This is a genomic window from Burkholderia sp. AU18528 (assembly GCF_002223215.2).
Taxonomy (GTDB): domain Bacteria; phylum Pseudomonadota; class Gammaproteobacteria; order Burkholderiales; family Burkholderiaceae; genus Burkholderia; species Burkholderia semiarida.
The window spans coordinates 749228-760979 of the sequence record NZ_NKFC02000005.1; the positions used below are offsets into that span (position 1 = coordinate 749228).

The window sequence follows — 11752 nt, forward strand, 5'->3', positions numbered from 1 at the left end:
TGATGGCAGAAAGTGCGGTGCGAAACGCGCAGGGTTGAACGGCAAGGCGGCGGGCGTGTCGGGCGCTCGCCCGACACCGTCGGGCGACGCGAAACGCGCCGGTTGGACTCGTGCGGGCGCGTTCGGTTCGCGGCCGTCGCGAGCGGGCGGACAGGCGGCGAAACGAGCGCCGCATGGGCCCAGCCGGGCCGCGGGCAACGCGGAAGCGGCCATTATACGTGGCCGCGAACGGCGTTTTCGCGAACCTGGCGGCAGGCGCCCGGCTATCGGCTGCGAGAGCATGACACGGGAATGCAGCGGGCAGGCATGCGCGAAGCCGCGCGAAAGGCGGGTGCAGGCGGCGTGCAAGTCGCGTTGCGCCGCCCCTGAGCCGGCAGTGCGCGGTGCGGCGCGATGTCGCGCGAGGTTGCGCGCGGCAAGGAGTGCGCACCGACCGGATGCGCCGGTACGTGATACGCACCGGGCTCAGGCCGGCGCCCGCATGCGGGCTAGCGCCACGCGTCGACGATGATGCGCTTCAGCACGTGCAGCTTGCGATGAAGGAAATGCTCGGCGCCGGGAATCACGACGACCGGCAGCTCCTGCGGCCGCGCCCAGTCGTACACCGACGCGATCGGCACCGTGTCGTCGGTCTCGCCGTGGATCACGAGCGTGTTCTCGGGCACGTCGGCCACCTGCCAGCGGCTCGCGGCCGTGCCGACGAACACCATCCGCTCGATCGTCTCGCCCGCGTCGCGCAGGCGCTTCGCGACGTGCGACAGCACGAAGGTGCCGAACGAGAAACCCGCGAGCACGAGCGGCAGATCCGCATACGCGGGCTGCGCGCGCATGTGCGCGAGCACCGCGAGCAGGTCGTCGGCCTCGCCCGTGCCGTTGTCGTGCACGCCTTCGGTCGCGCCGACGCCGCGGAAGTTCGACCGGTAGACGACGTAATTCAGCTGCACGAGCGTGCGCGCCAGTGTTTGCGCGACCTTGTTGTCCATCGTGCCGCCGAACAGCGGATGCGGATGCGCGACGAGCGCGATGCCGCGCGGCGCGGCGCCGCCCTCGCGCACGGCGTCGGGCAGGTCGACCGCGATTTCGATCTGGCCGACCGGGCCCGCGATCAGCGATTTCTGCGTATGAACGTTCATTGCGCCGGCCCGCTCAGATCTTCAGGCGGTCGACGACGTTGCCGTCGCGCAGGTGCGACTCGACGATCTCGTCGATGTCGGCCTGGTCGACGTACGTGTACCACGTGCCTTCCGGATACACGACCATCACCGGCCCTTCCTCGCAGCGGTCGAGGCAGCCGGCCTTGTTGATGCGGACCTTGCCGGGCCCCGCGAGACCGAGCTCCTTCACGCGCTTTTTCGCGTATTCCTGCATGGTCTGCGCATTGCATTGCGCGCAGCTCGGACGCTCGGCGCCCGGATCGCGCTGGTTCAGGCAGAAGAAGACGTGGTGCTGGTAGTAGGAATCCATGGTGATGACGAGCGGCCCGGCGCGAGGCCGTGCGCAAAGAGGGGCGATGAATTGCCGTTGCGCGACGCGGCAACGGAGGATGCGGACGATTATAGCGACCGGCGCACGCGGCTGCCCGCGGCGCGGCCGCCGCCGGCTGCCGCGTCAGCGGCGCAGCGCGGCCGGCAGCCACGCGTGCTCGACGCGCTGGCCGAGCCAGATCAGCGCCGCGTAGGGCCAGATCCACGCGAGCCAGCGCGCGAGGCTGTTGAAGTGCACGTAGCGGCCCTGCCGCCAGCCCGACAGCGTGAAGTCGAAGAACGGGTTGACCGGCAGCAGGTTCACGAGCGCGACGCCGGCCAAGAGCGCGAGCGCCGCGAGCATCGCGCGCCACGTTGCCGGCACGCGCAAGGCGACGAGCGCCGCCGCGAAACCGAGCTCGATGCCGAGCCGCGCGCCGGGCGTCGCCCACACGACGACGAGGCCGGTGGCCGACTGCATGAACGTCGCGGCCGCCTTCAGCACGAGCGTGGCGACCACCAGCGCGACGAGCAGCCGGATGCGCGGCGCGCGCGGGCGCATCGCGAGCGACGCGATCGCCAGCGCCGCGAACAGCATCAGCCCGCCGAGCACGGCTTCCCACGCGGAATCGGACAGCCAGCCGTCGACCCGCTCGGGCCATTCGCTGACGTGCCACGCGGCCGGCAGCCACGCGAGCAGCGCGTCCTGCATCGACGCGTCGGCGCGCTCCCACAGCGCGGCCGGCCAGTCGCCGATGCCGAACAGGAACGGCGACGGAAACACGATCGCGAACGGCCACAGCGCGGCGAGCAGCAGCGGCGTCGAACCGTCGGCCTCGAGCCACGCGAAGCGCAGCCGGCGCAGCACGCCGCGGTCGAGCAGCGCGCCGGTGGCCGGCGCGGCGAGCGCCGCGCCCAGCAGCGCGCCGAGCGCGTTGGCGCCGAGATCGAGATTCGATGCGACGCGCGTCGGCAGGTAGGTCTGCAGCGCTTCCAACGCGCCAGACAGCAGCACGCCGAGCGCGCCCGCGATCAGCGTCGCGGCCACGCCCCGCCAGCGCGGGTGCAGCGCCAGCACGCCGAGCGCGCCGAACGGCAGATAGCCGAGCACGTTCGTGACCACGTCGAACGCCGTCACGTAGCGCTGCATCGGCGCGAGCAGGTAATCGAACGGACCGATGCCGAGCGACACCCAGCCATCGAACGGATACAGCGACGCATAGACGATCAGCGCCGCGTAAGCGGCAAACGCCTGCCGCGCGAGCGGCGACGCGCGATGCGTGCCCGGCACGTTCATCGCGGATGCAATTGCGGATGCAATCGCGGATGCAATCGCGGCTGCGCGTCGGGCGTCACGGCGTGCCCGCGTACGCCTGCACGCCGACCCACGCGGCGATCTGCGACACGAGTTCGTCGCTGGCCGCGGCGAGCGCACGGGCGCCGCCGGCCGCGTCGGGCGTGCTCGACGGCGCGCGCGCGACGAACGTGCGCTGGCCGAGCACCTTGCCGTCGAGCGTGAGCGTCGCGCGCGCGGTCACCGCGCCGTGGCTTTGCGACTGCCCGTCGAAGACCTGCTCGAATTCGCTCAGGTCGACCTTGAGGGTCGGCGCGCGCACGCCGTCGACGCCTTCGAGCACCGTGCCGCGCGACGACAGCGCGCCGCGCAGGCGCTGCGTGAGCAGTTGCGCGGGCGGCGCGGTCCAGCGGCTGTCGCGATAGACGGCCACGTGCTGCGCATCGGCATAGGCGAGGCGGTACGCGAACTTGTCGGAATCGAGCGCGTCGGGCGCGGCGACGTCGAGCACCTTCAGCGCGGGGCCCGAACCGGTGGTCGCCACCGACGACGCAGGCCCCAGGTCGTAGCGGATGTTCGACAGCACCGCGCTGTTGCCGGCGCAGCCGGCCGCCGCCGCGAGCGTCAGTGCGGCAAGCGCGGCCGCTGCCGGGCGCAGCGCGCGGTCAAGGATTCGTGGCATGGCGTATTCCTGCGTAAGGTTTCCGGTTTCGATGGGCGTCAGTGCCCGGCCGTCGCACCCGGCCAGACGAAGCCCGCTTCGCCCGGCCCGGGCGCCGCGCCGGGCGATCCGAACAACAGACTGCGCGGGTTGCGGCCGAGTTCACCGGCGACGTCCTTCAATTGCCGCGACGCGTCGCCGACGCTGTCGGCCAGCGCATTGAAGCGCGGCAGCGTGTCGTACTGCACGCGCGCGTTGAGGCCGTTCAGCGCGACGCCGACCTGCTCGGCGGCCGTGCCGGCCTTGTTCAGGTTCGACACGAGCGGCCCGTTCGGCTGCAGCAGCGTGTTCGCCGACGCCATCGCGCGGTTCACCTCGTGCATCGTCTCCGGCAGCGCGGTGACGGCCGGGCCGAGCTGCTTCGTCAGCGTCGCGGCGCCGTCGGCCGCGTGCTGCAGGCTTTCGGCGGTCGCACGCAGCTGCTCGCGCATCTCGGGCGACATCAGCGCGTTCGCGCTCTTCGCGGCCAGTTCGAGCTGCCGCAGCAGCACGTCGCCGCGTTCCTGGATCTGGTCGAACAGGCTCGGCCGCATCGGGATCTGCGCGATCGCCTTCGGCGACGACGGCAGCGGCGACAGATCGCGCCCCGTATCCTCCAACTGCACGAACGCGATGCCGGTCACGCCCTGGAAGCCGAGGCTGCCGTAGGTCGACTGCGTGATCGGCGCGTCGTGATCGACGAGAATGCGGATCCGAATCTGGCCCGGATGCGTGCGATCGAAGCCGATCGACTGCACCTTGCCGACGTCGAGGCCGCGAAAGCGCACGGCCGCGTCCGGAAAGAGCCCCGTCACGTTGGTGCGCGCGAGCAGGTCGTACGGCACGCGCACGGTGCGGTCGACGTTGAACCAGAACACGGTGCCCGCGATCGCGAGCGTCAGCGCGATCGTGAACAGGCCGGCCCAGAACGCATGTGATTTGTTTTCCATTCGCGGGTTCCTTGCTTCTACAGCTCGACGCTCGACAGCGCCGGTTCGAGGGCCGCCTTCGGCAGCTTCGCGCGCCGCTCGGGCGGCAGCGCCTGCAATGCGCGGCGCCCGCGCAGCCCCAGGAAATATTCGTGGATGAACGGATGATCGACGTTCGCGGCCTCCTCGACGGGCGCCGCGACCAGCACCTTGCGGTCGGCCAGCACCGCGACGCGCGTCGACAGCGCGACCATCGTGTCGAGGTCGTGCGTCACCATCACGACGGTCAGCCCGAGCGTGCGGTGCAGCGTCGCGATCAGCTCGACGAATTCGTCCGACGCCTGCGGATCGAGGCCGGCCGTCGGCTCGTCGAGGAACAGCAGCTCGGGCTCCAGCGCGATCGCGCGCGCGATGCCGACGCGCTTCACCATCCCGCCCGACAGCGCGGCCGGCATCTTCGACGCGTGCTTGCACGGCAGCCCGACCATCTCGAGCTTCAGCATCACGATGTCGTGCAGCAGATCCGGCGGCACGCGGCCGAGCTCGCGCAGCGGCTGCGCGACGTTGTCGAACACCGTCATCGACGAGAACAGCGCGCCCTGCTGGAACAGCATCCCCGAGCGCGTGCGCATCATCCGCGCGCTTGCGTCGTCGATCGTCGCCGTATCCTCGCCGAACACCTTGATCGTGCCCGACGTCGGCCGTTCGAGGCCGAGGATCTGGCGCACGAGCGTCGTCTTGCCGGAGCCCGAGCCGCCGACGATCGACACGATCTCGCCGCGCCGCACGTCGAAGTCGAGCTTCTGGTGAATGATGTTGCGCCCGTAGCGCTTGGTCAGGTTGCGCACCTCGATCACGAGATCGCCGGCATCGACGGCTGCGCCCGGCCGGGGGCCGACCGAACCGGCGCCGATGGCCGCGGCATGCGCGGTCGTTTCGTTCGATGCGTTCATCCGAGCCCCACGTTCTGGAACAGGATCGCGAACACCGCGTCGGCGAGGATCACGACCGTGATCGACGACACGACCGACGTGGTCGTGCCTTCGCCGAGGCTCTGCGAGTTCGCCTTGATCCGGAAGCCGAAATGGCACGCGACCAGCGCGATCAGCATGCCGAACACGACGCCCTTGCCGACGCCGATGTACAGGTTCGCGATCGGCACGACGCCCGGCAGCGAACGCACGAAATAGTTGATGTCGATGCCGAGCACGATCTTCGCGGCGAGCGCGCCGCCCGTCAGCGCGATGATGTTGGTCCACATCACGAGCAGCGGCATCGCGACGCCGAGCGCGAGCACGCGCGGCAGGATCAGCCGCAGCCCGTGCGGGATGCCCATCACGCGCATCGCGTCGAGCTCCTCGGTCACGCGCATCACGCCGATCTGCGCGGTGATCGCGGAGCCCGAGCGGCCCGCGACGAGGATCGCCGACAGCACCGGGCCGAGCTCGCGGATCACCGACAGCCCGAGGATGTTCACGATGTAGCGGTTCGCACCGAACATCTGCAGCTGCTGCGCGGACAGGTAGCTGAGCACGATGCCGATCAGGAACGCGACGAGCGCGGTGATCGGCAGCGCCTGCGCGCCGGCGCTGTAGATGTTCGCCGAGGTTTCCTTCCACGGCATCGTCTTCGGGCGGCGCAGCACCGACAGCGCGTCGAGGATCACGAGGCCGAACATCGCGATGCCGCCCTGCAGGTGTTCGCCGAACGCGAAGATCGCCTGGCCGAGCCGCGTGACGGGATCGACGCGCACCACGCGCTCGGGCGCCTCGCGCGCGCTGTCGAGCCGCTCGATGCGCTCGAAGATCGTGCGCTGCGTGCCGCTCAGCGCGACGCCCGCCGGCAGCTTGCGGCCCCACACGCGCCACAGCGCCTGGCCGCCGACGTGGTCGAGCCGCTCGATGCCGGACAGATCCCATTCGATGACGCGCCCGGCGGCGATGCTCGCGATGCGGCGCGCCACGGCGCCGCGGTTGCGCGCGAGCGAGAGCGCGGTCCACTGGCCGGTCAGGCGCACCGTCTGGCCCTGGCCGCCGGCGTCGACCGACAGGCCGGGAGGGGTCTCGAAGTCCAAGGGCAGGTTGTTTGCAAAAGGATGACAGCGGCCATTGTAGCGAACCGCCCGGCGCCGCGACGTGAGGATGTGGGCGGGGCACCGGGCTCGGGGCGCGGCCGGGGCGCCGGGCCGGAGCCGGGGCGGGGGCCGGCCGGGTCTTGCCCCGACGCCGCCGAGCGTCGCGGGGCCTGTTCATGCCGATAACGGGCGTGGGCCCGTGGCCGGTATCGCGACCTTTCATTGTTCCGTCACGTTTCCTTTCGATACTCTCACGCGCCGCACGTCAGGCCGTCGGCGCGCCGCGCCGCCATTCGTGCGTACCTCGCGTTTGATAAAACAGAACACCGAACAGGACATCCGATGCGTCTCCCCCCGCTTTCCCGCCGCCACGCGCCGGCCGCCGCCGCGCTCGCCAGCCTCGCCTTCGTCCTCGCCGGCTGCGGCGGCGACGACGTCACCGCCACGCCGCCGTCGCAGGCCGAGGCCCAGGCGCCCGTCGGCACGACGGCCACGCTTGCGCTGCTCGAGACGACCGACCTGCACACCAACGTGCTGTCGTACGACTATTTCAAACTCGCCGCCGACAATTCGCTCGGCTTCGAGCGCGTGGCGACGCTGATCGCGCAGGCGCGCAAGCAGTACCCGAACACGCTGCTGCTCGACAATGGCGACACGATCCAGGGCACCGCGCTGTCGGACTACCAGGCGCTCGTGAAGCCGGTCGGCTGCGACCAGACGCTCGCGATCTACAAGGTGATGAACGCCGCGAAATTCGACGGCGGCGGGATCGGCAACCACGAGTTCAACTACGGGCTGCCGTACCTGTCGCAGGTGACCGGCAACACGTTCGAGATCGACGGCCTGCCGGCGCCGGCCCAGCAGAAGAAGTGCGCGGGCCCGAATTTCCCGCAGGTGCTCGCGAACGTGATCAGCGCGAAGACCAACGCGCCGCTGTTCGCGCCGTACACGATCCTGACGCGCACGGTGACGGCCACGACGCCGGACGGCAAGACGGTCAGCGCGCCCGTGAAGATCGGCATCATCGGCTTCACGCCGCCCGCGATCATGAACTGGGACAAGCGCTGGCTCGACGGCAAGGTCTACACGACCGGGCTGAAGGAAGCGGCCGAGAAGTACATTCCGGAAATGCGCGCGAAGGGCGCCGATCTCGTCGTCGCGATCTCGCACGGCGGCCTCGACAATTCCGCGTACTCGCCGACGATGGAAAACGGCAGCTGGTGGCTGTCGAAGGTACCGGGCATCGACGCGATGCTGATCGGCCACTCGCACCAGGTGTTCCCGGACCCGAACAGCACCGTGTCGCAGTTCAACCTGCCGGGCGTCGACAAGGTCAAGGGCACCGTCAACGGCGTGCCGACCGTGATGGCCAACTACTGGGGCAAGCACCTCGGCGTGATCAAGCTCGGCCTGAAGTTCGATGGCAAGACGTGGGCCGTCGACCAGTCGCAGACGACCGTCGAGGCGCGGCCGATCCAGAACGCCGACAAGAGCTACGTCGCGGCCGACCCGTCGGTCTCGGCCGCGATCGCGGCCGAGCACCAGGCGACGATCGACTACGTGAAGACGCCGATCGGCTCGACCGACTACCGGATGAACACGTACTTCGCGGACGTCGGCGATCCGGGCGCGATCCAGATCGTCAACGAGGCGCAGGCCGACTACGTGAAGACCTACGTGCAGGCGAACCTGCCGCAGTACGCGTCGCTGCCGGTGCTGTCGGTCAGCGCGCCGTTCAAGAGCGGCTTCGGCGGCGGCACCGACTACACCGACGTCGCGCCGGGCGCGCTCGCGATCAACAACGCGGCCGATCTGTACCTGTATCCGAACACCGTGTACGCGGTGAAGGTGAGCGGCGCCGACGTGAAGAACTGGCTCGAGACGGCCGCGAAGCGCTTCAACCGGATCGACCCGACGCAGGCGACCGTGCAGCCGCTCGTCAGCACCTTCCCCGGCTACAACTTCGACATGTTCACGTCGGCCGATCTCGCGTATGAAATCGACGTCACGCAGCCGGTCGGCAGCCGGATCAGGAACCTGACGTACAAGGGCGCGGCGATCGATCCGAACGCGCAGTTCATCGTCGCGACCAACAACTACCGCGCGAGCGGCGGCGGCAACTTCCCGGGCCTCGACGGCAGCAAGACGATCTTCGCGTCGCCCGACGCGAACCGCGACGTGCTGATTGCGTTCATCAAGAAGCGCGGCGCGATCACGCGCGCGGCCGACGGCGCGCAGCGCAGCTGGCGCTTCACGAAGCTCGCGAGCTCGGTCGCGCACGTGCGGTTCGCGTCCGCGCCGAACCGCCTCGGCGACGCGGCGGCGGCCGGCCTGACCGGCATCACGCAGGTCGCGGCCGACGACGGCTCGGGCAAGAACCTCGCGACCTACGAAATCGACCTCACGCAATGAGACACGCGATGCAACCGATCCGGACGATGCGGCCCGCCGAAACCGGCCTCGCTGCCGCCGCGCGGCGCGTGCTGCGCGCGAAACTCCCGCCGGCCGCGCTGCTCGCGGCGGCGGCCGTGACCGTCGCGGCCGTCGTCGCGGCCGCCGGCCTGCGCGGCGCCGGCCCCGCGCCGAGCGCCGCGCAGCTCGACGAATGGCAGGCGATGGTCACGCAGGCGGCCGAGCCGCATGCGCTGGCCCAATTGCGCACGCTCGCGCGCCGCGGCTCGGGCGCCGCGCAGGCGGCGCTCGGCATCGCGCTCGTCGATGCGCACGAACCGGGGCTGCGCGACGAGGGGCGCGCCTGGCTGGAAACGGCGGCGGCGGCCGACGGCCGGGCCGACGCGCCGGCTGCGCGGCGCGCGCGGCTCGCGCTCGGCAAGGCATTGCTGCTCGGCAGCGGCGACTTCCCGAAAGACTATGCACGCGCCCGCGCGCTGCTCGGCGCGGCGGCCGAACAGGGCGACCCGGCCGCCGCGTATTACCTCGGGCTGATCTACCGCAGCGGCTACGGCATCGCGGCCGACCCGGCGCAGGCCGCGCACTGGTTCGACGTCGCGTCGCGCGCGGACATTCCGGCTGCCGACTTCATGCTCGCGAACGCGTACCGCGACGGCAGCGGCGTGCCGCGCGACGACGCGCGCGCACTCGCGCTGTATCGCCGGGCCGCCGAGCACGAGCTACCGGAAGCCGTGCAGACGCTCGCGATGGCCTATCGCAACGGCGAACTCGGGCTTCGGCCCGACGCGGACGAATTCCACGCGCAGTGGATCGAGACCGCGCATGCGCTGAAGCATCCGGTCGTCGCGCCGTGACGCGATAGTCCTTCGGCTCGCGCTTGCCGTGACGCGATAGTCCTTCGGCTCGCGCTTGCCGTGGCGCGAGTCATCCGCATGATCTAACGCCCCGCTCATCGATCGCCGTCACGCGGAATCGGTTGCGGGGCATGGGCGAGCGCACCTCAATCCCTTTCCCGCATTTTTCCTTCCCGGTTTCTCCCCCAGACGCAACCACACCAGCCGCCGATTACCGAGACCACAGCCACGGATACCAACCAGCCGAAAAAAAACAGGTTGGCGACTCTCGGGTGCGTATCGAACAGACTGCCCCTTCCGTGAAGAATCAAAACGCCGAACAAATACAACCCACCCCAACAAACGAGTGTGGTCACGGCGGAGCCGGCAATTGCACCGATGGTAAATCCCAATAGTTTCATTTGATCGGAAAAAACAGGATTCTTTTCGAAACACGAAAATCGGACCAAAATCCAGGAATCACGATATTCCAGCGGATTCGAATTCCAGTACCGAATCCCGTGAGTTTTTCGCCATTCCATAGATCAATGTGCCCACCGCTTGCATTTGCATCTGCCTCGCCCTCGCGAGTCCAGTAGCCGTCAAACATGATGATGCCTGTTCGTCCTTCGACCCTATCCCTCCAATTGGTGCCGGTGACGTTTTCCGCCTTCCCCAGCCCTGCAAATGGTTGCAGCCTCAACCACTCGCCGAGCTCGTTGGCGCGCGTGGCAGTTGCTCGCCCGTTCAACAGGATACGCCCGATGCTCGACTGACCGCCAAGCGGCTTGACCAGTTTCGACGAAAAGGACTTCATTTCTATGCCGACCCGGTGAAGCGCGACGCTCAACCGAATGGCGCATTGATTGGTATAAGCGGGATTCTTATAAGGATTGCCCGACGGATACGCGGCCCACAGTTCCTTGAATGTTACTGCCCTGAGTTGCACACCCTTGATCGAATCAGGCGTCGTGTTCGTTGTTACGGTTGTCGGTCTGTTTGGCATGGCGGCCAGTCCTCGTGGGCAAGCGCATCCTCACCCCAATATACTTGGTAACTTCCGGAGATCTCGGTATGAATGCGCGGCAACCGACCGTTGGTATCGACGCGGCCCGCGATCGTCCGCCCATCGGCCATTTCTATCAAATACGGATAATTCTGAGATAGCGTAGTGCCGATGCAGGCGCGCACCTGTTCGTCATAGATGGGAGCAATGCGAGATCGTGGTGCGGTATCTTCTCTTTCGTCGATCTCCCCCATTCGCAGTTTCTTCTCGGCGCCGGCTGCATCTCGTGACGTCAGAATCATCTTCATGCCACGCTCGGCATAGAAGACGGGGGGCGGACTACATCCGCATACGTTGACATCGCCACTCAATGCCCACTGCCGACCATTGGGCCCCGTACCCGGCAAACGCGGACCTTCCGGCGCGATGAACCCTTCCTGTTTGCAAGCCGCGCAGTAGGTTTTCATGTAAAGCGTGGCGATCTGTACACGTGGGGGTGGACTGGAACACGTGACGAACTCCAGCCCTTCCGTAATCACGGCGTTACCGCCCCGGTCGCCCTTGGCAAGGAAATAGCGAATCATGCCGGCCAGCCACGGAACGTCCGGCCCGAACGCTTCTCGTCCGTAGCGGAATGAACCGCTGCCGACGCGATGACTGCCTTCTTGCCGTCCACGACAAGCCGACCACTCTGCGCGGCAAGCCGGCAAATAACCATGAAAGAAAATGCTGGTGACGCTTGCCCGTTGCTCATCTGGATTCCTCGTCGTCAATGGCTGGAATCAAAAATGCCCAATCCGCACGAGGCAATCAATCAGACGTATTCGAAATCGCAATCAATTAATGTGGGTCGACTATATGTTTTCAACACGAACAAGAGCCGGGCGACTTCACCTATCGTGACGATGCCCTTCCGCGTGAGAACGCGATACCTTCGCCTGGCGGCGACGCAATTCGAGCGGACCTGTCGCGACGATCCGGACAAGCGCCTCGACACACGCCTGCCCACTTGCCAACTCCCACCGCCCCCTGTCGCTACAA

Annotated in this window: 11 protein-coding genes; 2 read left to right on the forward strand and 9 right to left on the reverse strand. The window is 68.2% G+C overall.

All coding sequences use genetic code 11. From position 1 onward, the window contains the following. Positions 1-488: 488 nt before the first annotated feature. The 7 genes from CFB52_RS15115 to CFB52_RS15145 form a co-directional block, all read right to left on the reverse strand. The gene (locus CFB52_RS15115; protein WP_012329296.1) at positions 489-1133 is read right to left on the reverse strand and encodes an alpha/beta hydrolase; all 645 of its coding nucleotides are present in this window, start codon (positions 1131-1133) and stop codon (positions 489-491) included. A gap of 13 nt (positions 1134-1146) precedes the next feature. Next, positions 1147-1464, reverse strand: a complete 318-nt coding sequence (locus tag CFB52_RS15120) for a ferredoxin (protein ID WP_050018157.1) — start codon at positions 1462-1464, stop codon at positions 1147-1149. 144 nt (positions 1465-1608) lie between these two features. After that, positions 1609-2760, reverse strand: coding sequence for a VanZ family protein (locus CFB52_RS15125; protein ID WP_099316858.1), 1152 nt, complete (start codon positions 2758-2760; stop codon positions 1609-1611). A gap of 55 nt (positions 2761-2815) precedes the next feature. Beyond that, the gene (locus CFB52_RS15130; RefSeq protein ID WP_059642764.1) at positions 2816-3439 is read right to left on the reverse strand and encodes an ABC-type transport auxiliary lipoprotein family protein; all 624 of its coding nucleotides are present in this window, start codon (positions 3437-3439) and stop codon (positions 2816-2818) included. 38 nt (positions 3440-3477) lie between these two features. Next, complete coding sequence (locus tag CFB52_RS15135) at positions 3478-4407, reverse strand: MlaD family protein (protein ID WP_059575996.1); 930 nt, start codon at positions 4405-4407, stop codon at positions 3478-3480. 17 nt (positions 4408-4424) lie between these two features. Next, positions 4425-5339: an ABC transporter ATP-binding protein gene (locus tag CFB52_RS15140; RefSeq protein WP_099316859.1), complete on the reverse strand. Its 915-nt coding sequence runs from the start codon at positions 5337-5339 to the stop codon at positions 4425-4427. After that, positions 5336-6460 (reverse strand): ABC transporter permease, encoded by a 1125-nt coding sequence (locus CFB52_RS15145; RefSeq protein WP_099316860.1) that lies wholly within the window; start codon positions 6458-6460, stop codon positions 5336-5338. Before CFB52_RS15145 ends, CFB52_RS15140 begins: the two co-directional genes overlap by 4 nt. 342 nt (positions 6461-6802) lie before the next feature. On the opposite strand from CFB52_RS15145, the gene CFB52_RS15150 reads away from it, so the two are divergent. Continuing rightward, on the forward strand, positions 6803-8872 hold the full coding sequence (locus CFB52_RS15150; RefSeq protein ID WP_099316861.1) for a bifunctional 2',3'-cyclic-nucleotide 2'-phosphodiesterase/3'-nucleotidase: 2070 nt from the start codon (positions 6803-6805) through the stop codon (positions 8870-8872). 8 nt (positions 8873-8880) lie between these two features. Beyond that, a complete protein-coding gene (locus CFB52_RS15155; RefSeq protein ID WP_099316862.1) occupies positions 8881-9726 on the forward strand; it encodes a tetratricopeptide repeat protein in 846 nt (281 codons plus the stop codon). Positions 9727-10123: 397 nt separating this feature from the next. Here the strand turns inward: CFB52_RS15155 and CFB52_RS15160 are convergent, their stop codons facing one another. Then, positions 10124-10711, reverse strand: a complete 588-nt coding sequence (locus CFB52_RS15160; protein WP_081066517.1) for a type VI secretion system amidase effector protein Tae4 — start codon at positions 10709-10711, stop codon at positions 10124-10126. Beyond that, on the reverse strand, positions 10687-11484 hold the full coding sequence (locus tag CFB52_RS35070; RefSeq protein WP_257220309.1) for a hypothetical protein: 798 nt from the start codon (positions 11482-11484) through the stop codon (positions 10687-10689). Before CFB52_RS35070 ends, CFB52_RS15160 begins: the two co-directional genes overlap by 25 nt. Positions 11485-11752: the final 268 nt, after the last annotated feature.

What these genes read in the sequence shown, in the direction of transcription:
- CFB52_RS15115 (WP_012329296.1), bottom strand. Translation starts at nt 1,133, where the DNA reads ATGAACGTTCATACGCAGAAATCGCTGATCGCGGGCCCGGTCGGCCAG.
- CFB52_RS15120 (WP_050018157.1), bottom strand. Translation starts at nt 1,464, where the DNA reads ATGGATTCCTACTACCAGCACCACGTCTTCTTCTGCCTGAACCAGCGC.
- CFB52_RS15125 (WP_099316858.1), bottom strand. Translation starts at nt 2,760, where the DNA reads ATGAACGTGCCGGGCACGCATCGCGCGTCGCCGCTCGCGCGGCAGGCG.
- CFB52_RS15130 (WP_059642764.1), bottom strand. Translation starts at nt 3,439, where the DNA reads ATGCCACGAATCCTTGACCGCGCGCTGCGCCCGGCAGCGGCCGCGCTT.
- CFB52_RS15135 (WP_059575996.1), bottom strand. Translation starts at nt 4,407, where the DNA reads ATGGAAAACAAATCACATGCGTTCTGGGCCGGCCTGTTCACGATCGCG.
- CFB52_RS15140 (WP_099316859.1), bottom strand. Translation starts at nt 5,339, where the DNA reads ATGAACGCATCGAACGAAACGACCGCGCATGCCGCGGCCATCGGCGCC.
- CFB52_RS15150 (WP_099316861.1), top strand. Translation starts at nt 6,803, where the DNA reads ATGCGTCTCCCCCCGCTTTCCCGCCGCCACGCGCCGGCCGCCGCCGCG.
- CFB52_RS15155 (WP_099316862.1), top strand. Translation starts at nt 8,881, where the DNA reads ATGCAACCGATCCGGACGATGCGGCCCGCCGAAACCGGCCTCGCTGCC.
- CFB52_RS15160 (WP_081066517.1), bottom strand. Translation starts at nt 10,711, where the DNA reads ATGCCAAACAGACCGACAACCGTAACAACGAACACGACGCCTGATTCG.